This window comes from Pseudomonas sp. GL_117 (assembly GCF_057835125.1).
Window position 1 is genome coordinate 5691708 of the sequence record NZ_CM174418.1, and the last position, 20798, is coordinate 5712505.

A 20798-nucleotide genomic window follows, 5' to 3' on the forward strand; every position below is an offset into this window, starting at 1 on the left:
CGCCCATGGACGCGTTGACTCGTCACCTGCCGCGCGTGCGCTGGCACCTCATGCAATGGCAACGGCGCCTGGGCTCCTGGGGGCTGCTGGCATTGGCCGTGATGGCGACTGCACTGGTGGTCGAAGTCGCGGTGATTCAACCGGCGGGCATCGTCGACCGCCAGCGCCGCCAGGAACTGGAGGCCGGCATCGCCGAACGGCCCCAGGACGTGCAAGTCACGGAACCGGCAGCCGTCGAAAAAATGCCCAGTGCCGACGACTTTGCGCTGCGCCTGGAACAGCTGCTGGGCTCCCTCACCCAACGCGGCTTCGTGATCGAGCAAACCACCCTGGCCTACTCCGCCCCCGGCGACACCGGGCTGCAACGCCTGGACGTGGAAATCCCGTTGGTCGGGCCCTACAGCCTGCTGCGCGAGGCGTTGGTGGACATCGCGCAACAGCCGGCAGTGCGCATTGAAAACCTCATGCTGGAACGCAAGGAGATCATCAGCAGCCGGCTGAACATCAACCTCAAGATCAGCCTGCTGGGGGTGACGCAATGAAGCTGCCCCTCTATCTACGCGTGTTGTTGCTGCTCACCGTCATCGGCTGCGCCTGGCTGTTCTGGCAGGACACGCCGGACAGCCCGGTCAGCGCCCCCACGGCAGTGGCCGCCAAGCCGGTGGCCGCCGCACCGGCACCCCAGCCCGTGAACGCACCGGCGGCCATGGTCGAGCTGTTCCCCGCGCAAACCTGGACACCCCCGCCGCCACCGCCGATACCTGTGGATAACTCGCCGCCCAAACCGCCGCCGCTGCCATTCACTGTCAGTGCGCAATGGCGCTACGAGAACCAAGCGAAAATCGTCGTGCTGCAAGGCAACGGCAGCCAATACACCCTGTGCAACCGCTGCTCCGTACCCGGACGTATCGTGCCCGGCAAGATGCTCGACGCGCACTACCGGCTGGACAAACTCACCGACACGCTCGTGGTGCTGACCTACATGCCGCTCAAACATGTCAGCACCTTGCGCCTGGATACTCACTGATGAAGGGGAATGATCATGTGGATGCGTACATCGATTCCCCTGGGCCTGGTGCTGATATTGCTTACCGGCTGCGAGACCGATCGAGCGATCAAGCACAGTGACGAACTGCGCCAGCAAGGCGACATCGTGCGCTCGGTCGAAGTGCTGCAAGCCGAAGCCAAACAGGCGCCCGACGATGTGAAATTGCGCACCGCCCAATTCAGCAAGCTGGAGTTGCTGGTCGCCCAATACAGCCGCGAAGCCAGCGCCGCACTGATGCGCGGCGACGACGCGGCCGCCATTCGCGCGCTGCAAATCATCCTCAAGTACGACCCCAGCAACCTCGGCGCCCGCCAGGAAATCCAGAACATCGAGGCGATGAAACAACTGCGCCCGCAACTGGCGCGGGCCTATGAAATGAAACGCGCCAACCCGGTCGAAGCGCTCAACCTGGTGCGCCAGATCATTGCGCAAAAACCCAACTACCGAGAGGCCCTGGATTTTCGCAACGCCCTGACCCGCGAATTGGTGAGTGCCGACTACCTGAGCGCCGACCTGTCCGAAGCCATGCGCAAACCCCTGAGCCTGGAGTTCAGCGCCCAGAGCCTGAGCACGATCTTCGAGACGATAGCGCGGCTGTCGGGGGTCAATTTCGTCATCGACAAAGACGTCAATCCCAGCGCCTCGGCGAGCATGAGCGCCAGCCGCACCACCGCCGAAGATGCGCTGAACCTGCTGCTCGCGACCCAGGGCCTGGACAAGAAAATCCTCAACAACAATACGATCCTCGTGTACCCCAAGCGCCCCGACAAAGAGCGTGAATACCGTGAGCTGGCCGTGCGCACCTTTTACCTCAGCCATGGTGACGCAAAGATCGTCGCCGCCGAGATCAAGCAAGTGCTCAAACCCAAGGAAGTGCTGGTGGACGAGCGCCTGAATGCGGTGATTGTGCGCGATGGGCTGGATACGTTGAGTGCGGTGGAGAAGATGGTCGAGGCCATCGACATTGCGCAATCGGAGGTCACTATCGACATTCAGGTGCTGGAGGTCAGCCTGACGGATGAACTGAATCTGGGCATCCAGTACCCGGAGAGTCTCGGCTTGTCGGTGGGCAACCTGGCCAACGTACCCGCGGGGCTCGCGGGTGTGCCGCTGAGTGCACTGCGCGGGATCAATGGCGACAACATCCTGCTGGACTCAGGCAGCACCTCGGCCCGCATCAATATGCTGCAACGCAGCGGCAACACCGTGACCCTGGCCAACCCGAGGGTGCGGGTGCGCAATCGCGAAGAGGCCCAGGTCAATATCGGCGACAAGATCCCCGTGGTCACCACCACGACGGCCAACCTGGTCACCACCTCATCCGTGGCGTACCAGGACGTGGGGCTACAGATCAGGGTCAAGCCCAATATCAGCCTCAGCGATGAGGTGAACCTGGAAGTGGATGTGGAGATGAGCCATATCACCAAACGCATTGCCGGCTCGGAAAATGTGCCTGCCACTTTTGAATTGGGTTCGCGCTCGACCAGAACCTTGCTCACGGCGCGCAACAATGAAACCCAGGTGGTCTCAGGGCTGATCCGCACCGCCGACGTCGATGACGGCTCGGGCTTGCCGTGGTTGAGCCAGATCCCATGGATCGGCAAAAAGCTGTTTGGCACCAATCAGAGTACCCAGCAGAAAACCGAGATCATCCTGCTGCTGACCCCCAGGATCGAACGCAACCTCGACCTGCCGATTTCCCAGATCAGCACCTTCCACAGCGGCACCGAGGCGCGCAGTTCGACGGAGGGCATGATCCTGCGTGATACCACCGAGAAGATGACGCTCAAGCCCACCGGCGGCGATCCAACGCCCTCGATACCGCCACCGATGCAGCAACCGAATGCCAACTGGGCACCGCTGCCGCCGCCGTTGCCGGACTTGCTGCCCCAGCCAGCGCCGGTGCCGACACCTCAAGCCCCACAGGCACAATGAAGATCAATTGTGGGAGCTGGCTTGCCTGCGATGGCGGCGGGTCAGCTTGCACAGCCTTAGCTGATGGACCGCTATCGCTGGCAAGCCAGCTCCCACATGGTTTTGCATGGGTTCCCTAGTTAGCGGACTACACCCTCTTCCACCAACAACTTGAGGATCGCCTGGGCGCCCTCCTCCGCGCTCACACCCTTGAGCACTTGCCCGCCACCGCCACTGGCCTTGGCCGTCGCGGCTTTCATCCGATCGGCACCGCTCTTGGCCTTGATCACCTTCAAACGCTTGGGCCGTGGCTTGGCCGGTTGCAGCACTGCGGCGTTGAACAGTTCATCTTCTGCCACCTCAACCTCATGCGCCGCCAACTCACCACGTTGCGCCGGGCCGTAGGCACTTTGCCGGGGCTTGGGCGCGGCGTTGTCCACCGTGGCCAAAAACGGCAGGCGCACCTTCAAGCGCCGCCGCTGGCCGCGAGGCAAGGCTTGCAGCACATGGGCCACGCCGCCGTCGATGGACTCCACTTGCGCCAACCCGACAATCAACGGCCAGCCCAGTTGCTCGGCAAGCAGGAACGGCAACATGCCCGAACCTTCGCCGGTTTCCGCCTGGCTGCCGGCGAGCACCACGTGGGCACCGGCATCGCGCAGGTATTCACTGAGCACCGGCAAGGCATCGCTGCCCGCCGGTTGTTCCAGCACATGCAGTTGCGGCAGGCCCATGCCCAAATAACTGCGCAAGGTCGGCTCGGCGATGTTGCCGGCATGCAGCACCTGCAATGTATCCCCAGCCAGTTGCAGGCCCAGCTCCACCGCGCGCGCGTCCTGCTCGGCGCGGCGCGGGCGCCCGGAGGTAGGGTGGGCGCCGATGGACACCAGGCTGATTACATTCGTGGTCATGGTCATGTCCTTAAGCGGCATCGCGCTTGGCGCCGTTGCGGTAGGTCTCGACTGCAGCGATCAAGGCTTGCAGGATCGCGGCACTTTCGCCGATCACCGACAGGTCGGCACGCTTGATCATGTCGCAGCTCGGATCGAGGTTGATCGCCACCACCTTGTCGCAGGCGCCGATGCCTTGCAGGTGCTGGATCGCCCCGGAAATCCCCACGGCCACATAGACCCGGGCGGTGACCCAGGTGCCGCTGGCGCCGACCTGGCGATCACGGCCCATGAAGCCATCGTCCACTGCCACCCGCGAAGCGCCTTCGGTGGCACCCAGTGCGGCCGCAGTCTGGTGGAACAGCGCCCAGTCCTTCACGCCGTTGCCGCCAGAGAAAATGAACTCCGCCTCGGCCATCGGAATCGCTGCCGGGTCCACGGCCACCGCGCCGAGGTCCTCGATACGCGGCAGGCTGCGCGCCAGGGTTGTGGATAACTCCACGGGCAGCACTTCGTGCCGGGTTTCGCTGACGGGTTCAGCGCATTCCACGGCAGCCAGGATCAGGCGCGGCAGTGGCCGGGCCAAGTCTTCCTGGCCCGCGCCGGCACGGCCGATGCACTCGTCGCCCTTGATCTGCCACACCCGCGTGGCCGGACGCTCCTTGAGGCTGGCGGCAAACCGTCGTCCCAGTTCCCCACCGCCACTGCGGCTGTCCGGCAGCAGCCAGTGACGCGGGTTGAACTGGTTATCCACAGCCCGCAAACCTTGCACGCGTTGCTCCGGTGAATAACCCTCGAACTCGTGGCCTTCCAGCACCAGCAGGCGATCCACGCCCGCAGTGGCAAACGTGTTTTCCTTATGCTCGCCAAACACCACCGCCAGCACTGCGCCGTCGCTGCCGGCAAGTTGCCGGGCGAGGCCGAGCAGGTCGCGGTCGTGGCTGCTCAGGCGGCCACCGACCATGTCCGGCACCACGTTGATGTAGAACGCCGGCGCCGCCACCTGATGCAGCGGCAACTGCACTTGCTCTGCCGCCGTGCGTTTGGCCGCGCCGCCCTGCTGGGCGCCGCTGCGGTCGATGCGCTTGATGCCGTTGGGGCCGATAAAACCGACGCCATGCACGTTCTTGCGGACGATGCCGTTAGGCCCCATCCAGCTATGTTGTACGGGCTGCATCGCTGCGTGCAGCGGGTGCAGACGGTTGCGGGCGATCCATTCGGCACGGGGGTCGCGGCGGATAATGTCGCTCATCAGTGCACCTCCGCAGGTTCACGCTTTAAAGGGGCTTTGCTCGGTGCGGCGTCTTCAAGCAATGCGTCGGCCACCAGCTCGGCGATGTCCTTGATCAACGGCCGCGGTTCAACCACGCCTTCGAGCATCGCCGTGCACTGTGGACAACCCACGGCTACCAGTTCGGCGCCGGTTTCGCGGATGTCTTCCATGCGCATATCGGGGATACGTTGCTTGCCGGGAATGTCGGTGATCGGCGCGCCGCCACCACCGCCGCAGCAGCGGGAACGGAAGCCCGAGCGTTGCATCTCCTTGACCTCGATACCCAGCGCACGCAGCACTTGGCGCGGTGCCTCGTACTCGCCGTTGTAGCGGCCCAGGTAGCACGGGTCGTGATAGGTCACGCTGTTGCCTTTGTGCTGGCCCAGGTTCAGCGCGCCTTCGCCGATCAGCTCGGCCATGAAGGTGCTGTGGTGCTGCACGAGGTAGTGGCCGTTGAAGGAGCCGTACTCGTTTTTCAGCACGTGGAAACTGTGCGGATCGCAAGTGACGATACGCTTGAAGCTGTACTTGGCCAGGGTCTGGATATTGCGCGAGGCCAGCAGTTGGAAGGTGGCTTCATCGCCCAGGCGTCGGGCCACATCACCGCTGTCGCGCTCTTCGAGGCCCAGTACGGCGAAGTCGACATTGGCGGCCTTGAGCACTTTGACGAACGCACGCAGGGTACGTTGGTTGCGCATGTCGAAGGCGCCGTCGCCGACCCAGAACAGCACGTCGGCACTGCCTTTGTCGCTGAGCAACGGCAGGTTCAGATCCGCCGCCCAATTCAAGCGCCCCCCCGGTGCGAAGCCGCCAGGGTTGTCGGTGGCGATCAGGTTTTCGAGGACTTCAGCGCCCTTGTTCGGCGTGGCGCCCTTTTCCAGGGTGAGGTGGCGGCGCATGTCGACGATGGCGTCCACGTGCTCGATCATCATCGGGCACTCTTCCACGCAGGCGCGGCAGGTGGTGCACGACCACAGGGTCTCGGCGTCCACCAGGCCATTGACGATCGGCTGATGTGGGTTGCCGCTGTGTTCACCGATGGCTTTGCCTGGGTACGGGCTCCCGGCGAACTTGGCATCGGTGCCACCGGCCAGGCCGACCACCATGTCCTGGATCAGCTTTTTCGGGTTCAGCGGCTGCCCGGCGGCGAATGCCGGGCACGCGGCTTCGCACTTGCCGCACTGCACGCAGGCGTCGAAACCGAGCAGTTGGTTCCAGGTGAAATCCTTGGGTTTTTCCACCCCCAGGGGCGCGGTTTTGTCGCTCAGGTCCAGCGGCTTCAGGCCGGTGGAACGGCCGCCGCCGAAACGTTCGGCGCGACGGTGCCAGGCCAGGTGCAGGGCACCGGCGAAGGCGTGTTTCATCGGGCCGCCCCAGGTCATGCCGAAGAACATTTCGGACACGCCCCACAACACACCTACGCTGAGCAGCGCGGCGAGCAGCCAGCCGCCGAAGTCCGCCGGCAGAATCCCGGCCACTGGCAGGGTCACCAGGAAAAAGCTCACCGAGAACGCCATCAGGCTTTTCGGCAGGCGCATCCACGGGCCTTTCGACAGGCGTGCCGGCGGGTTGCGCCGACGCAGGTAGACAAAGGTGGCGCCGACAAACATCAGTACCGAGGCGAGCAGCAACGCATAGCCCAGGATGCGGTTGTGCAGGCCGAAACCGTGCACCAGGATCGCCAGCAACGCCGACAGCACAAAGCCCAGCGCCGTGGCGACGTGGGTGTTGGCGATGTATTTGTCGCGAGCGACCACATGGTGCAAATCGACCATGTAGCGCTTGGGCATGGCCAGCAGGCCGCCCAGCAGGTCGACTTTGGACGCGCGGCCACGGCGCCACATCATGACGCGCCGCAGCGCGCCGAGGACGGCGAGGCCCAGGGCGGCAAACAATAAAATGGGAAGCAGGGTGTTCAACATGGTGAAGCTCCCAAAGACCACACAGGTCTACTGTGAAACTGGCCACAAATGTGGGAGCGGGCTTGCTCGCGAATGCGGTGTGTCAGCTGACGCATTCGGTGGCTGATTCACCGCATTCGCGAGCAAGCCCGCTCCCACATTTTTGACCGAGTACACATTGGTTCAAGGCTGGGTCAGAAATCCTTGCACAAGCGCAGGGCGTCATAGATCGCGGCGTGGGTATTGCGCTGCGCCACACAGTCACCGATGCGGAACAGCAAGTACCCATCGCCCGTCTCGCTCAGGCACGGTTGCGGTTTGATCGCGAACAGCGCTTCGACGTCGATCTGGCCCTTGTTGCGCGAGCCTTCCTTGAGGGCGTAGTAGATGGCTTCATCCGGACGCACGCCGTTCTCGACGACGACCTGATCGACCACCCGCTCCTCTTTGGCGCCGGTGTATTCGTTCTCCAGCACCGCCACCAGCTTGTCGCCCTCGCGGTAGACCTTTTCCAGCATCATGTCGCCGGTCATGATCACTTCCTTGGGGTACATGCTGCGGTAGTAGGTCGGGAACGACGTACCGCCGATGGCCACGCCCGGCTTGATGTCGTCGGTGACGATCTCGACCTGGCTGCCTTTGTCCGCGAGGAAGTCCGCCACCGACATGCCGGTGAACTCGCAAATAGTGTCGTAGACCAGCACGTTCTTGCCCGGTGCAACCTTGCCGTCGAGCACGTCCCAGCTGCTGACCACCAGGCCTTCAGCCGCGCCCCAGTGTTCGTTCTGTTCCACGTTCGGATGGCCACCGACCGCCAGCACTACCACGTCTGGACGCAGGTCCATGATGGTGTCGGCGTCGGCCGCGACGCCCAGGCGCAGGTCGACTTTCAAGCGCGCCAGCTCCAGCTGATACCAGCGGGTGATGCCGGCGATCTGGTCGCGTTGCGGGGCTTTCGACGCGGTGGTGATTTGCCCGCCGATGAATTCTTTCTTTTCCAGCAGGGTCACGTCGTGGCCACGTTCGGCCGCCACGCGCGCGGCTTCCATCCCGGCAGGACCGGCACCGACCACCACGACCTTGCGTTTGACGCCGGTGGTTTTTTCGATGATGTGCGGCACGCCCATGTATTCACGGGACGTCGCGGCGTTCTGGATGCACAGCACGTCCAGCCCCTGGTACTGGCGGTCGATGCAGTAGTTGGCGCCCACACACTGCTTGATCTGGTCGATCTGGCCCATCTTGATCTTGGCGATCAAGTGCGGGTCGGCGATGTGTGCACGGGTCATGCCGACCATGTCCACATAACCGCCTTCCAGGATGCGTGTGGCCTGGTTCGGGTCCTTGATGTTCTGCGCGTGCAGTACCGGGACCTTCACCACTTCCTTGATCCCGGCCGCCAGGTGCAGGAACGGCTCCGGCGGGTAGCTCATGTTGGGGATCACGTTGGCCAGGGTGTTGTGGGTGTCGCAGCCCGAACCCACCACGCCGATGAAATCGAGCATGCCGGTGTCGTCGTAATACTTGGCGATCTGCTTCATGTCCTCGTGGGACAAGCCGTCCGGGTGGAACTCGTCACCGCACAGGCGCATGCCCACGCAGAAGTCGTCACCGACCTCGGCGCGCACGGCCTTCAGCACTTCCAGGCCGAACTTCATGCGGCCTTCAAAGGTGCCGCCCCATTCGTCGGTACGCTTGTTGACGCGCGGGCTCCAGAACTGGTCGATCATGTGCTGGTGCACGGCGGACAGTTCTACACCGTCCAGGCCACCGGCCTTGGCGCGGCGTGCGGCCTGGGCGTAGTTGCCGATCACGCGCCAGATTTCTTCCGGTTCGATGGTCTTGCAGGTGGCACGGTGCACCGGCTCACGTACGCCGGACGGCGACATCAGGGTCGGCCAGTTGAAACCGTCCCAACGCGAGCGACGGCCCATGTGGGTAATCTGGATCATGATCTTGGCGCCATGCTTGTGCATGGCGTCAGCCAGGTTCTGGAAGTGCGGGATGATACGGTCGGTGGACAGGTTCACCGAGCTCCACCATTCCTGGGGGCTGTCGATCGCCACCACGGAGGAGCCGCCGCAGATCGCCAGGCCGATACCGCCCTTGGCTTTCTCTTCGTAATACTTCACATAGCGGTCGGTGGTCATCCCGCCGTCGGTGGCATACACCTCGGCGTGGGCAGTACTGAGCACGCGGTTGCGGATGGTCAGTTTGCCGATCTGGATCGGCGCAAACATTGCTTCGAAAGCCATGGCACGGTCCTCGGCTTACAACGGCTTGACGGTGAACAAGCCATCATCGTGGCCCTCTTCGGAGCCTCCGTAGACTTGTTCGGCGACGGTGCGGATCTTGCTGCCACGCGCTTGCAGGATCTGGTCCATGGCACCGGCAAACCAGCCGGTGAACATGTAGTCGACTTTGCGCCCGACCTTGCCGTACACGTAGACGAAGGCCGAGTGTTCCAGCTTGACGCTGGCGGTGCCTTTGTCGAGGTCGATGTCCTGGATCTTGAACAGGCCCCAGCCGCGTTGCGACAGGCGCTTCATGTAGTGCTCGAACACCGCGACGCCTTCCAGGCCGTGGCATTCGGCTTCTTTTTCACACCAGTGCCAGGCGGATTTGTAGCCGGCTTTGTAGAGGATCTCGGCGTAGGCCTCGGCGCCCAGCACTTCTTCGATACCGATGTGGTTGTTGACGAAGAAATGGCGCGGCACGTACAGCATTGGCAGGGCGTCGGAGGTCCAGACACCGGTCTCGCTGTCGACTTCGATTGGCAATTGCGGGGCGATCTTGGCCATGGAAACTTAACTCCAGAAAAATTCTTGTTAATGCCCCCGGGCGCGGACGGCCGGGGGAGAAGATGTGTTGGCGGTGGCTTATTCGCCCCAGACGTCCTTGAGGACGTTGACCCAGTTTTCGCCCATGATCTTGCGGACCACGCGCTCGGGGTGGCCGCGCTTGAGCAGGGTTTCGGTGAGGTTGGGGAACTCGCCCACGGTGCGGATGCCCAGCGGGTTGATGATCTTGCCGAAGCTGGTCAGGCGGCGGGCGTAGCCCTTGTCATGGGTCAGCATTTCGAAGAAATCCTGGCCATGGCCCTGGGTGAAGTCGGTGCCGATGCCAATGGCGTCTTCGCCGACGATGTTCATGGTGTATTCGATGGCTTCGGCGTAGTCGTCGATGGTCGAATCGATGCCCTTGGCCAGGAACGGCGCAAACATGGTCACGCCGACAAACCCGCCGTGGTCGGCAATGAACTTGAGTTCTTCATCGGACTTGTTGCGCGGGTGCTCTTTGAGCCCGGACGGCAGGCAGTGGGAGTAGCACACCGGTTTTTTCGATTCGAGGATGACTTCTTCGCTGGTCTTGGAGCCGACGTGGGACAGGTCGCACATGATGCCGACACGGTTCATCTCGGCGACGATCTCACGACCAAAACCCGACAGGCCGCCATCACGCTCGTAGCAGCCGGTGCCGACGAGGTTCTGGGTGTTGTAGCACATCTGTACCACGCCAACGCCGAGCTGCTTGAAGATCTCGACGTAGCCGAGCTGGTCTTCAAACGCGTGGGCATTCTGGAAGCCGAAGATAATGCCGGTCTTGCCCTGCTCCTTGGCGCGGCGGATGTCGGCGGTGGTTTTCACCGGGATCACCAGGTCGCTGTTTTCACGGATCAGGGTCTGGCTGGCCACGATGTTATTGATGGTGGCCTGGAACCCTTCCCACACCGACACGGTGCAGTTGGCGGCGGTGAGGCCGCCTTTGCGCATGTCCTCGAACAGGTCGCGGTTCCACTTGGCAATAATCAGCCCGTCGATAACGATGCTGTCGGCGTGCAATTCGGCTGGGCTCATCAGGCGTCCCCTTATTGGCGATTCATGCGCCGAATCGTCTGCCGGCGCTTTGGGGCCAGCATATGCCCAGGGGCCGACAGAGCCGGGTGCAAAAACGACAGGGGAATTGCCGAAAGCGTCAATCCACGACAAAGGCTAAGAACAGAGGCCTGACTGGCGACTGTTCTTTGTCCTACTCTTGGGCCAGAATTCCCGCATCACCAGATATGAGACGGCGCAATGAAATCGATTTTCCTGGCTTTGGCACTCATCGCAACCGGCGTCCACGCGGCCGAAGACACCGACAGCACGCCGTGCGATGGCATCGAAAACGACAAACAAACCCTGGAATGCGCTACCTACAACAAAACCACCGCCGAGCAATTGCTCAAGGATAACTACCAGGGCCTGCTGGAACGCATGGCGGCGACCTACGGCAGCGACAAAACCAAGCTGGCAGACATTACCGCTCGTCTGAAGGATGCCCAGCAGAAGTGGGAAAAACTGCGGGATGCCGATTGCGCCGTGGACACCTTCCCGGCGGTAACGGGCACCAAGGCCTATGCGATTGCAGTGAATGACTGCCTGGCGCGCATGAGTGACGAGCGGTCGGAGTTTTTGGAGTCGATTGGCCAGGAATAAGCGACAATCCCCGGCACTTTCCGTTTGAAACAAGGCTATTCATGAAGACTTGCGGCATCGAAATCAAAGGCAGCGAAGCCATCATCGCCGTCGCCTCCCTGGACAACCAAGTGCTGAGCCACGTCGCCCTGGCCACCAAGAAGATCGCCCTGGAAGACGACGACGAAGCCGCCAACGTCAAAGCCTTCGCCGCGCAAGTGAAGGCGTTTGTGCAGGCCAACGGCATCGAGCGCATCGCGATCAAGAAGCGCAGCAAGAAGGGTGAATTTGCCGGTGGGCCGACCACGTTCAAGATTGAAGGGGTGTTTCAGTTGCTCGACGGTGTGGAGGTGACGTTGTTGTCGCCACAGACCATCAATGCGCAGAACAAGAAGCACAATTTTGATCTGCCCGCGACGCTCAACAAGTACCAGCACGAAGCCTACAAAGCCGCCTGCTCGGCCCTGCTGAATAAATAAGCCACACTGATACTCGGTGCAGCTCTGAAATTGAGTTTTATACCCAATGATGGCGGCAACTATAATTTATAGTCGCCACTGTAATTGGCTAAAAAATGATCAAACCACCTCCCGTCGCCGATCCTCCCGTGGGCACTTGGCAAACCGCGCGCGGTAACTGCGGGTGAAATACGACGGCGACTCAAACCCGCAAGCAATACTCACTTCCAGCACGCTCATGTCGCTCTGGCGCAGCAGTTGCCGGGCCTTTTCCAGGCGCAGGCCGAGGTAGAAATTGCTCGGGGTGTCATTGAGGTGCAAACGAAACAGGCGCTCCAGCTGGCGCCGAGTGACCTTGATCGCCTCGGCCAGGGCCAATGTGCTCAGCGGTGGCTCGGTGTGCTGTTCCATCTCGCCAATCACTTGCACCAGTTTCTTGTTGTTGATGCCGTAGCGCGTGGCGATCTGCATGCGCTGGTGGTCTTTGCGTGGGCGGATGCGGCCCAGCACGAATTGCTCGGAAACCTGGATCGCCAGGTCGGGGCCATGGGCCTGGGCAATCAGGTCGAGCATCAGGTCGATGGACGCGGTGCCGCCGGCGCAGGTGATGCGACGACGGTCGATCTCGAACAGTTCCTGGGTCACGGTCAGGTGCGGATACGATTCCTTGAAAGCGTCGATGGCTTCCCAGTGCAGGGTCAGGCGGTGCCCATCGAGCAGGCCCGCCTCAGCCAGCACACAAGCGCCGGTGTCGATGGCGCCAAGGGTTACGCCCTCGTGGTCGAGGCGGCGCAACCAGTGCTCCAGCGCGGGCGTGGCGAACTGCAAAGGTTCGAAGCCAGCGACAACCAATAATGTCGCGCCTTTCTTCAGCGGCTCGAGCGCCGCGTCGGCGTTGACCGACATGCCATTGCTCGCCAACACCGCGCCGCCGTCGGCGCTCAGCACGTGCCAGCGGTACAGCTCGCCACGAAAGCGATTGGCCACCCGCAGCGGTTCCAGCGCGGAGATAAAGCCGATGGCCGAGAAGCCCGGCATCAGCAAAAAATAGACATCCTGGGACATGGTGGCGCTCTCGTCGGACGGCCAGCGTGGCACTGTGATACTCCCGTTCGCGGCTGGTTTCAAGGGGGCAGGTCGCTGCAGTGCAAGAGTCGGTCGCCGCCGTGCGTTTTACCGCCGCGCAAGCTGCGTACCTTGGCTGCACGGTGCACAAAGACACCGGCCCCCCACAATAACGACCTGCCGAGGGAACCACCATGAAACGACTGATGCTCGCACTCAGCGCCTGCGCACTCTTGAGTACCAACGCGATGGCGGCCGACGCGGCGTCCTGCCAGAACGTGCGCATGGGCGTGGTGAACTGGACCGACGTCATCGCCACCAGCGCCATGACCCAAGTGTTGCTCGACGGCCTCGGCTACAAGACCAAACAGACCAGCGCCTCCCAGCAAATCATCTTCGCCGGCATCCGCGACCAGCGCCTGGACCTGTTCCTCGGCTACTGGAACCCGCTGATGACCCAGACCATCACGCCGTTCGTCGACGCCAAGCAAGTCAAGGTCCTCGACAAGCCGAGCCTGGAAGATGCGCGTGCCACCCTCGCCGTGCCGACTTACCTGGCGGACAAGGGCCTGAAAACCTTCGCCGACATCGCCAGGTTCGAGAAAGAACTGGGCGGCAAGATCTACGGCATCGAACCAGGCTCGGGCGCCAATACCCAGATCAAGGCAATGATCGCCAAGAACCAGTTCGGCCTGGGCAAGTTCCAGCTGGTCGAATCCAGCGAGGCCGGCATGCTCGCCGCCGTCGACCGTGCGGTGCGCCGCAAGGAAGCCGTGGTGTTCTTCGGCTGGGCGCCGCACCCCATGAACGTCAACGTCGCCATGACCTACCTCACCGGCAGCGACGACGCCCTGGGCCCGAACGAAGGCATGGCCACGGTATGGACCGTCACCGCGCCAACCTACGCCGAACAGTGCCCCAACGTGCACAAGTTGCTGACCAACCTGACCTTCACCGCTGCCGACGAGAGCCGGATGATGCAGCCCCTGCTGGATCACAAGGACGCCATCGAGTCCGCCAGGCAGTGGCTCAAGGATCACCCCCAGGACCAGGCGCGCTGGCTCGAAGGCGTGACCACCTTCGACGGCAAGCCGGCTGCGGCCAACCTGCAACTGTCCAGCAAATAAGCCATTTCCAACCACCGTTTCGCGGTCACTCCCGACCGCGAACGGCATCACCACGCCTGTAAGGAACCGCCTCATGAACCACGACGTCATCATCACCTGCGCACTCACCGGTGCTGGCGACACGACCAGCCGCAGCCCCCACGTGCCGGTCACTCCCAAACAGATCGCCGCCGCCGCCGTGGAAGCCGCCAAGGCCGGCGCCACCGTTGTGCACTGCCATGTGCGCGACCCCGAGACCGGCAAGTTCAGCCGCGACGTCGCCTTGTACCGCGAAGTGATGGAGCGCATCCGCGAGGCTGACATCGACATCATCGTCAACCTCACCGCCGGCATGGGCGGCGACCTGGAGATCGGGGCGGGCGAGAACCCGATGGCGTTCGGCCCCAATACCGACCTGGTCGGCCCGTTGACCCGCCTGGCGCATGTGGAGGAACTGCTGCCGGAAATCTGCACCCTGGACTGCGGCACGCTGAACTTTGGGGATGGCGACACCATTTACGTATCCACCCCGGCGCAACTGCGCGCAGGCGCCAAGCGTATCCAGGAGCTGGGGGTCAAGGCCGAGCTGGAGATTTTCGACACCGGCCACCTGTGGTTCGCCAAACAGATGATCAAGGAAGGCCTGCTCGACAACCCGTTGTTCCAACTGTGCCTGGGCATCCCGTGGGGCGCACCGGCCGACACCACCACCATGAAAGCCATGGTCGACAACCTGCCCGCCGACGCCGTGTGGGCCGGCTTCGGCATCGGCCGCATGCAAATGCCGATGGCGGCGCAAGCGGTGCTGCTGGGCGGCAATGTGCGGGTGGGGTTGGAAGACAACCTGTGGCTGGACAAGGGCGTGCTCGCCACTAACGGCCAGTTGGTGGAGCGGGCGAGTGAAATTCTCAGCCGGCTTGGTGCACGGGTTCTGACCCCGGCGGAAGGTCGCGTGAAGATGGGCCTGACCCGACGCGGCTAACCCCCTGCCCGAAACCGAATCAAAAATGTGGGAGCGGGCTTGCTCGCGAATGCGGTGGCTCAGTACCGGATAGAGCGACTGACACTGCGCATTCGCGAGCAAGCCCGCTCCCACAATGGATCACCGAACTCTTCAGGAATGTCGCCAATGAGCTTTATCACCGAAATCAAAACCTTCGCCGCCCTGGGCAGCGGTGTCATCGGCAGCGGCTGGGTGTCCCGCGCCCTCGCCCATGGCCTGGATGTGGTCGCCTGGGACCCCGCGCCCGGCGCTGAAGCCGCCCTGCGCAAACGCGTCGCCAACGCCTGGGGTGCCCTGGAGAAACAAGGCCTGGCACCCGGTGCATCACAGGATCGCCTGCGCTTTGTCGACACCATCGAAGCCTGCGTAAAAGACGCCGATTTCATCCAGGAGAGCGCCCCCGAACGCCTGGAGTTGAAGCTCGAATTGCACAGCAAGATCAGCGCCGCCGCCAAGCCCAATGCGCTGATCGGTTCGAGCACGTCCGGTCTGTTGCCGAGTGAGTTCTACGAGAGCGCCACACACCCGCAACGCTGCGTGGTCGGCCATCCGTTCAACCCGGTGTATCTGCTGCCGCTGGTGGAAGTGGTCGGTGGCAAAAACACCGCGCCGCAAGCGATCCAGGCCGCGATCAAGGTGTATGAATCCCTCGGCATGCGCCCGTTGCATGTGCGCAAGGAAGTCCCTGGTTTTATTGCCGACCGCCTGCTTGAAGCGCTCTGGCGTGAGGCGCTGCACCTGGTCAACGACGGCGTGGCGACCACTGGCGAGATCGACGATGCGATCCGTTTTGGCGCGGGGCTGCGTTGGTCGTTCATGGGCACGTTCCTCACCTATACCCTCGCGGGTGGCGACGCCGGCATGCGGCATTTCATGGCGCAGTTCGGACCGGCGCTGCAGCTGCCGTGGACCTACCTGCCGGCACCGGAGCTGACCGACAAGTTGATCGACGATGTGGTGGAGGGCACCCGCGATCAGTTGGGCACACACAGCATTTCGGCGCTGGAGCGCTATCGTGATGATTGCCTGTTGGCGGTGCTGGAAGCGGTAAAAACCACCAAGGCCAAACACGGCATGAGCTTCGCTGAATAACCCCTGTGGGAGCGGGCTTGCTCGCGAAAGCGGAGTGTCAGTCACTTAAATTTTTCTGACTCACCGCATTCGCGAGCAAGCCCGCTCCCACATTTTTTGACCGAGTACATGCCATGCCTGCATTAACCACTTATACGACGCAAATCCAACCCGACTGGGTGGACTACAACGGCCACCTGCGCGACGCGTTCTACCTGCTGATTTTCAGCTACGCCACCGACGCGCTGATGGACAGCCTCGGCCTGGACAGCACCCACCGCGAAGCCAGCGGCCACTCGCTGTTCACCCTGGAGTTGCACCTGAACTACCTGCACGAAGTGAAACTCGGCGCCGACGTCGAGGTGCATACCCAACTCATCGCCCATGACGCCAAGCGCCTGCATCTCTACCACAGCCTGCATCTGGTCGGCGGCGATAAGGAACTGGCGGGCAACGAACAGATGCTGCTGCACGTCGACCTCAAAGGGCCCCATGCGACAGCGTTTAGCGAGGCCACCCTGCAACGCCTTTCGGCGATATGCCTGGAGCAGGCCGACTTGCCGCGCCCTGCCCTGCTCGGCCGGGTCATCGGCATAAAAAAAGCCCCGATCAAGCCGTGACGAGATCGAGGCAGAAGGTTTTGTGTGAGCTGTACATCCCGAGGGTGACCAAACCGTCAAGCTGCTTGCTTGAACCCAGTGTGCCCATTAGTGCCGTCGGCAAATGGCCCGAAAACGACATGCTCATAGCCATCTGAGCCATTCGCGCAATCTGCCCTTGCCGCCCCGTTGAGTGGCTACCAGAATCGAGGTCAAACCCGTTCCCTTCACCAGGATAAACGTCATGATGCATGCGGATTTGATTGACCAGGATGACCTGCTGGGCCAGTTGCGCTCACTGGGTTTTGAAGTCTCCAGCGGCTCTACCGCCGAGCAGGCCTGCGAGTGTGCGGTGCGTGGCTTGAGCGAGGCGCGGGCCAAGGCACTGAAGGGGATGGTGGAGCAGATGTACACCGGCAGCGCGACGATCTTGCCGGCGGTGCGCCAGGCCATCGATAAGCAGTTGCTCCCGGCCCTGATGCAGTTCAAGCAGAACTCGGGGGCCTGATGAAGCGCATTCGCGAGCAAGCCCGCTCCCACATTCGACTGCATTCCAGGGTTGGAACTCGGTCGAGTGTGGGAGCGGGCTTGCTCGCGAATGCAGGCGCCTGGGTCTAGAGCCTTACGCTGGCAAACGTCGACTCATTGCGCGCCTGGCTCAACGCCGACATCGGTCCCGACAACGGTGACAGCACCAAGGCCGGCGGAATCGGCATCATCGCCACCTGTTGGGTCGTGTTGGAGCCCACACGTTCATCCCGTGGTGGAATGCCGAAGTATTCGCGGTAGCACTTGGAGAAGTGCGGCGTGGAGACAAACCCACACACCGACGCCACTTCGATGATCGACATCGGCGTTTGCTTGAGCAGCTGCCGCGCGCGGATCAAGCGCAACTTCAGGTAGTAACGCGACGGCGAGCAGTGCAGGTACTTCTGGAACAGCCGCTCCAGCTGGCGCCGCGATACGGCGACGTATACCGCCAACTCATCCAGGTCGATCGGCTCTTCCAGATTGGCCTCCATCAACGCGACGATTTCCTGCAGCTTCGGCTGGTTGGTGCCGAGCATGTGCTTGAGCGGCACGCGCTGGTGATCCTGCTCGTTGCGGATGCGTTCGTACACAAACATCTCGGAGATCGCGGCCGACAGTTCACGCCCGTGATCGCGGCTGATCAGGTGCAGCATCATGTCCAGCGGCGCGGTGCCGCCGGAGCTGGTGAAGCGGTTGCGGTCGAGGGTGAACAGGCGTGTGCTCATGGCCACGCGGGGAAAGGCTTCCTGCATCGAGGCCAGGCATTCCCAGTGCACGCTGCAATCGAAACCATCGAGCAGACCCGCGCAGGCCAGGGCCCAGCTGCCGGTGCACACGGCGCCCAGGCGACGCGACTGGCGCGCCTGGCTCTGCAGCCACGACACGTGTTCACGGGTGACGGTACGTTGGATACCCACGCCGCCGCACACGATCACAGTGTCCAGGGCCGGGGCTTTGTGCATGGAGGCATCGGGAGTGATTTGCAGCCCGTCGCTGGCCCACACTTGGTTGCCGTCGACACTCAGGGTTGTCCAGCGATACAACTCGCGACCGGACAGCTGGTTGGCCATGCGCAGGGGTTCGACTGCGGATGCCAGGGAAATCAGCGTGAAATTGTCCAGCAGCAAAAAGCCGATGGATTGAGGCGTACGGTTCTGGGGTTGAGCCCCGGAGTTGAACGACGTCATCACAGTATCTCCTCACACAAAGCGGGTGATGGCCTCAGGCGAGGCTCTTGTTATTGCGCTCTTCATCCTTCACGGAGAGAGGCTTTGAATTGACAGAGCAAATGCCATGCCTAAATTTGAATGGCCGTCCAATAACTCCTAAAAACGACGTTTTGACGCGTCTATATAAGCCCGCGCGAGACGCATGGTTAAGCCCTGAAATGGGCGTAGGAACGGGCCCTCACAGACCGGGTGAGCAGAACGGTAGCACTTGTGGGAAGGCGCTTTGCGGGCGTAGGAGAAGTCTGTCACCCATGGCACGGGGGACGGGTGGTCGAGGGGTAAATCGTTCGTGAGCTACTTATCTGTTTGCGACGCGCTAAAAGGTGGCGCTTTTGCTTTGGGTGTGCACTTTGTGAGCAGTGTTGTCTGGACCTCCGCTATCGCAGGCAAGCCAGCTCCCACATTCGACCGCATCCTCATGCTGGAACTCGGTCAACTGTGGGAGCTGGCTTGCCTGCGATGGCGGTGTCACTGACTCAACACTCGACAGCACTCACCGCCAACCCACCCCGCGACGTCTCTTTGTACTTGTCGTGCATGTCCGCCCCGGTATCGCGCATGGTGCGGATCACCCGGTCCAGCGAGATAAAGTGCTGGCCATCGCCACGCAACGCCATCTGCGCCGCGTTGATCGCCTTCACCGCCGCAATCGCATTGCGCTCGATGCACGGCACCTGCACCAGCCCGCCCACCGGGTCGCAGGTCAGGCCGAGGTTGTGTTCCAGGCCGATCTCGGCGGCGTTGCACAGTTGCTCCGGCGTGGCGCCGAGGATTTCCGCCAAGCCGGCGGCAGCCATCGCGCAGGCTGAACCCACCTCGCCCTGGCAGCCGACTTCGGCACCGGAGATCGAGGCGTTTTTCTTGCACAGGATGCCCACCGCCGCGGCGCCGAGCAGGTAGTCGACCACATTGGCTTCGGTGACTTCTTCGCTGAACTTCATGAAGTAGTGCAGCACCGCCGGGATGATCCCCGCCGCGCCGTTGGTGGGTGCGGTGACCATGCGCCCGCCAGCGGCGTTTTCTTCGTTGACCGCGAGGGCGAACAGGTTGACCCACTCCATCGCGCTCAACGTCGAGCCGATTACATTGGGCTTGTTCAATTCCTGCAGGCTGCGGTGCAACTTGGCGGCGCGGCGGCGCACGTTCAGGCCGCCGGGCAAGATGCCTTCGTGCTTGAGGCCTTGCTCCACGCAATCTTGCATGGCGTGCCAGAGCTTGAGCAGGCCACTGCGGATTTCTTCTTCGGAGCGCCAGACCTTTTCATTGGCCAGCATCAGTTCGGCGACGCGCAGGTTGTGGGTCTTGCACAGCTGCAACAGCTCCACCGCGCTGGAAAAATCGTAGGGCAGTTCGGTGCGATCCATGTCGGCCACGCCGCTTTGTGCCTGGGCTTCATCCACCACAAAACCGCCGCCCACCGAATAGTAAGTGTCGCGATGCAACTCGCCGCTGTCGCCGTACACCACAAGGGTCATGGCATTGGGGTGAAACGGCAGGTTTTCGTCGAGCAGGCGCATGTCGCGGGCCCACACGAAGGGCACCGCCAGGTGTCCGTCCAGCAGCAGGGTGTCGGTTTCGCGCAGGGTGTGAATGCGCTGGCCGATTTGCGACGGGTCGATTGCGTCCGGCCACTCGCCCATCAACCCCATGATGGTGGCGGTGTCGCTGCCGTGGCCGATGCCGGTGGCGGACAGGGAGCCATAAAGCTGAACTTCGACGCGCCGCACTTGTTCCAACAACTCACGTCCACGCAGGCCCTGGACGAACAACGCCGCGGCGCGCATGGGGCCGACGGTGTGAGAACTCGAAGGCCCGATGCCGATCTTGAACAGGTCGAAAACACTGATAGCCATTGCGGTAGAACTCCTCGATAAGCACGGCCAGGCTTGAACGAGGTGCTACGCTCAGATCGCCCAGATGGCGGCATCATCAAGCTTTTATCCGCCGTCACGGCGTCTCACACCGACGCACCCATGCTCACTAGCGTCGCTGGCGTGTGATCACCTGTTTTGGGCGTTTTTTGCGGTGCAGATGGGCAAAAACTGCAGTTTTGCCTTGGGAAAAACCTGTAAGCGACGTCACCGACACTGGATACGACCCTCCCTGTACTGGATACGACGCCCCCTGTAGGCGTCAGATTTTCACTGGTACATGATCAGTCTCGACTCGTTTGCAAGGCGCCGTGCCAGAGCAGTTGTCACACGCTCTAAACGCAACACTTATAAAGCGCGGCGAAGGCCGCCAGAAAAAACA

19 protein-coding genes are annotated in these 20798 nt (G+C 62.3%); 10 read left to right on the plus strand and 9 right to left on the minus strand.

Translation table 11 applies throughout. From position 1 onward, the window contains the following. Positions 1–5 precede the first annotated feature (5 nt). The 3 genes from AC3ISR_RS26070 to AC3ISR_RS26080 are packed head-to-tail and all read left to right on the plus strand — an operon-like array spanning position 6 to position 2983. Positions 6–542 carry a hypothetical protein gene (locus tag AC3ISR_RS26070; protein WP_463984148.1) on the plus strand — a complete coding sequence of 179 codons (537 nt, stop codon included), beginning with the start codon at positions 6–8 and terminating at the stop codon, positions 540–542. Continuing rightward, on the plus strand, positions 539–1027 hold the full coding sequence (locus AC3ISR_RS26075) for a hypothetical protein (RefSeq protein WP_192299878.1): 489 nt from the start codon (positions 539–541) through the stop codon (positions 1025–1027). Before AC3ISR_RS26070 ends, AC3ISR_RS26075 begins: the two co-directional genes overlap by 4 nt. A gap of 15 nt (positions 1028–1042) precedes the next feature. Further along, positions 1043–2983: a secretin and TonB N-terminal domain-containing protein gene (locus AC3ISR_RS26080; RefSeq protein ID WP_489324504.1), complete on the plus strand. Its 1941-nt coding sequence runs from the start codon at positions 1043–1045 to the stop codon at positions 2981–2983. A 119-nt stretch (positions 2984–3102) separates the two neighbouring features. Here AC3ISR_RS26080 and etfB read toward each other — a convergent pair whose 3' ends face one another. The 6 genes from etfB to AC3ISR_RS26110 all read right to left on the minus strand — a co-directional run bounded on the left by etfB (position 3103) and on the right by AC3ISR_RS26110 (position 10883). After that, positions 3103–3873 (minus strand): electron transfer flavoprotein subunit beta, encoded by a 771-nt coding sequence (gene etfB, locus AC3ISR_RS26085; RefSeq protein ID WP_192299880.1) that lies wholly within the window; start codon positions 3871–3873, stop codon positions 3103–3105. Positions 3874–3883: 10 nt separating this feature from the next. Continuing rightward, entirely contained in the window at positions 3884–5104 is a 1221-nt protein-coding gene (gene etfA, locus AC3ISR_RS26090; RefSeq protein WP_489324505.1) for an electron transfer flavoprotein subunit alpha, read from the minus strand. Beyond that, a complete protein-coding gene (dgcB, locus tag AC3ISR_RS26095; RefSeq protein ID WP_489324506.1) occupies positions 5104–7047 on the minus strand; it encodes a dimethylglycine demethylation protein DgcB in 1944 nt (647 codons plus the stop codon). The genes etfA and dgcB overlap by 1 nt, the downstream gene beginning before the upstream one ends. 173 nt (positions 7048–7220) lie before the next feature. Further along, on the minus strand, positions 7221–9281 hold the full coding sequence (dgcA, locus tag AC3ISR_RS26100) for a dimethylglycine demethylation protein DgcA (RefSeq protein WP_192299883.1): 2061 nt from the start codon (positions 9279–9281) through the stop codon (positions 7221–7223). A 15-nt stretch (positions 9282–9296) separates the two neighbouring features. Then, the gene (locus AC3ISR_RS26105; RefSeq protein WP_192299884.1) at positions 9297–9827 is read right to left on the minus strand and encodes a DUF5943 domain-containing protein; all 531 of its coding nucleotides are present in this window, start codon (positions 9825–9827) and stop codon (positions 9297–9299) included. Positions 9828–9905: 78 nt separating this feature from the next. Beyond that, positions 9906–10883, minus strand: a complete 978-nt coding sequence (locus AC3ISR_RS26110) for a dipeptidase (protein WP_005792153.1) — start codon at positions 10881–10883, stop codon at positions 9906–9908. Between the two features lie 219 nt (positions 10884–11102). On the opposite strand from AC3ISR_RS26110, the gene AC3ISR_RS26115 reads away from it, so the two are divergent. Beyond that, positions 11103–11504 carry a lysozyme inhibitor LprI family protein gene (locus tag AC3ISR_RS26115; RefSeq protein ID WP_192299885.1) on the plus strand — a complete coding sequence of 134 codons (402 nt, stop codon included), beginning with the start codon at positions 11103–11105 and terminating at the stop codon, positions 11502–11504. Between the two features lie 41 nt (positions 11505–11545). Next, complete coding sequence (locus AC3ISR_RS26120; RefSeq protein ID WP_489324507.1) at positions 11546–11962, plus strand: DUF3010 family protein; 417 nt, start codon at positions 11546–11548, stop codon at positions 11960–11962. A 99-nt stretch (positions 11963–12061) separates the two neighbouring features. Here AC3ISR_RS26120 and AC3ISR_RS26125 read toward each other — a convergent pair whose 3' ends face one another. Continuing rightward, positions 12062–13006: a GlxA family transcriptional regulator gene (locus AC3ISR_RS26125; protein WP_192299887.1), complete on the minus strand. Its 945-nt coding sequence runs from the start codon at positions 13004–13006 to the stop codon at positions 12062–12064. Between the two features lie 194 nt (positions 13007–13200). Between AC3ISR_RS26125 and AC3ISR_RS26130 the strand changes: the two genes are divergently transcribed. From AC3ISR_RS26130 to AC3ISR_RS26150, 5 genes are all read left to right on the plus strand, one after another. After that, positions 13201–14133 carry a choline ABC transporter substrate-binding protein gene (locus AC3ISR_RS26130; RefSeq protein ID WP_192299888.1) on the plus strand — a complete coding sequence of 311 codons (933 nt, stop codon included), beginning with the start codon at positions 13201–13203 and terminating at the stop codon, positions 14131–14133. Between the two features lie 73 nt (positions 14134–14206). Further along, the gene (cdhC, locus tag AC3ISR_RS26135; RefSeq protein WP_192299889.1) at positions 14207–15094 is read left to right on the plus strand and encodes a 3-dehydrocarnitine:acetyl-CoA trimethylamine transferase CdhC; all 888 of its coding nucleotides are present in this window, start codon (positions 14207–14209) and stop codon (positions 15092–15094) included. 147 nt (positions 15095–15241) lie between these two features. Next, complete coding sequence (locus AC3ISR_RS26140; RefSeq protein WP_192299890.1) at positions 15242–16207, plus strand: L-carnitine dehydrogenase; 966 nt, start codon at positions 15242–15244, stop codon at positions 16205–16207. 113 nt (positions 16208–16320) lie between these two features. Beyond that, positions 16321–16806, plus strand: a complete 486-nt coding sequence (locus AC3ISR_RS26145; protein ID WP_463984143.1) for a thioesterase family protein — start codon at positions 16321–16323, stop codon at positions 16804–16806. A 223-nt stretch (positions 16807–17029) separates the two neighbouring features. Next, positions 17030–17293 (plus strand): hypothetical protein, encoded by a 264-nt coding sequence (locus AC3ISR_RS26150; protein WP_192299892.1) that lies wholly within the window; start codon positions 17030–17032, stop codon positions 17291–17293. Positions 17294–17399: 106 nt separating this feature from the next. Here the strand turns inward: AC3ISR_RS26150 and gbdR are convergent, their stop codons facing one another. Then, positions 17400–18503, minus strand: a complete 1104-nt coding sequence (gbdR, locus tag AC3ISR_RS26155; protein ID WP_192299893.1) for a choline metabolism transcriptional regulator GbdR — start codon at positions 18501–18503, stop codon at positions 17400–17402. Between the two features lie 518 nt (positions 18504–19021). Then, positions 19022–20398, minus strand: coding sequence for an L-serine ammonia-lyase (locus AC3ISR_RS26160; RefSeq protein WP_192299894.1), 1377 nt, complete (start codon positions 20396–20398; stop codon positions 19022–19024). Between the last annotated feature and the right edge of the window lie 400 nt (positions 20399–20798).

Excerpts from the sequence above, each read along its gene's own strand:
- AC3ISR_RS26070 (WP_463984148.1), top strand. The coding sequence starts at position 6 with ATGGACGCGTTGACTCGTCACCTGCCGCGCGTGCGCTGGCACCTCATG.
- etfB (WP_192299880.1), bottom strand. The coding sequence starts at position 3,873 with ATGACCACGAATGTAATCAGCCTGGTGTCCATCGGCGCCCACCCTACC.
- AC3ISR_RS26130 (WP_192299888.1), top strand. The coding sequence starts at position 13,201 with ATGAAACGACTGATGCTCGCACTCAGCGCCTGCGCACTCTTGAGTACC.
- gbdR (WP_192299893.1), bottom strand. The coding sequence starts at position 18,503 with ATGACGTCGTTCAACTCCGGGGCTCAACCCCAGAACCGTACGCCTCAA.
- AC3ISR_RS26145 (WP_463984143.1), top strand. The coding sequence starts at position 16,321 with ATGCCTGCATTAACCACTTATACGACGCAAATCCAACCCGACTGGGTG.
- AC3ISR_RS26125 (WP_192299887.1), bottom strand. The coding sequence starts at position 13,006 with ATGTCCCAGGATGTCTATTTTTTGCTGATGCCGGGCTTCTCGGCCATC.
- etfA (WP_489324505.1), bottom strand. The coding sequence starts at position 5,104 with ATGAGCGACATTATCCGCCGCGACCCCCGTGCCGAATGGATCGCCCGC.
- AC3ISR_RS26105 (WP_192299884.1), bottom strand. The coding sequence starts at position 9,827 with ATGGCCAAGATCGCCCCGCAATTGCCAATCGAAGTCGACAGCGAGACC.
- AC3ISR_RS26075 (WP_192299878.1), top strand. The coding sequence starts at position 539 with ATGAAGCTGCCCCTCTATCTACGCGTGTTGTTGCTGCTCACCGTCATC.
- AC3ISR_RS26160 (WP_192299894.1), bottom strand. The coding sequence starts at position 20,398 with ATGGCTATCAGTGTTTTCGACCTGTTCAAGATCGGCATCGGGCCTTCG.
- AC3ISR_RS26120 (WP_489324507.1), top strand. The coding sequence starts at position 11,546 with ATGAAGACTTGCGGCATCGAAATCAAAGGCAGCGAAGCCATCATCGCC.
- AC3ISR_RS26080 (WP_489324504.1), top strand. The coding sequence starts at position 1,043 with ATGTGGATGCGTACATCGATTCCCCTGGGCCTGGTGCTGATATTGCTT.
- AC3ISR_RS26115 (WP_192299885.1), top strand. The coding sequence starts at position 11,103 with ATGAAATCGATTTTCCTGGCTTTGGCACTCATCGCAACCGGCGTCCAC.
- dgcB (WP_489324506.1), bottom strand. The coding sequence starts at position 7,047 with ATGTTGAACACCCTGCTTCCCATTTTATTGTTTGCCGCCCTGGGCCTC.
- AC3ISR_RS26140 (WP_192299890.1), top strand. The coding sequence starts at position 15,242 with ATGAGCTTTATCACCGAAATCAAAACCTTCGCCGCCCTGGGCAGCGGT.
- dgcA (WP_192299883.1), bottom strand. The coding sequence starts at position 9,281 with ATGGCTTTCGAAGCAATGTTTGCGCCGATCCAGATCGGCAAACTGACC.
- AC3ISR_RS26150 (WP_192299892.1), top strand. The coding sequence starts at position 17,030 with ATGATGCATGCGGATTTGATTGACCAGGATGACCTGCTGGGCCAGTTG.
- cdhC (WP_192299889.1), top strand. The coding sequence starts at position 14,207 with ATGAACCACGACGTCATCATCACCTGCGCACTCACCGGTGCTGGCGAC.
- AC3ISR_RS26110 (WP_005792153.1), bottom strand. The coding sequence starts at position 10,883 with ATGAGCCCAGCCGAATTGCACGCCGACAGCATCGTTATCGACGGGCTG.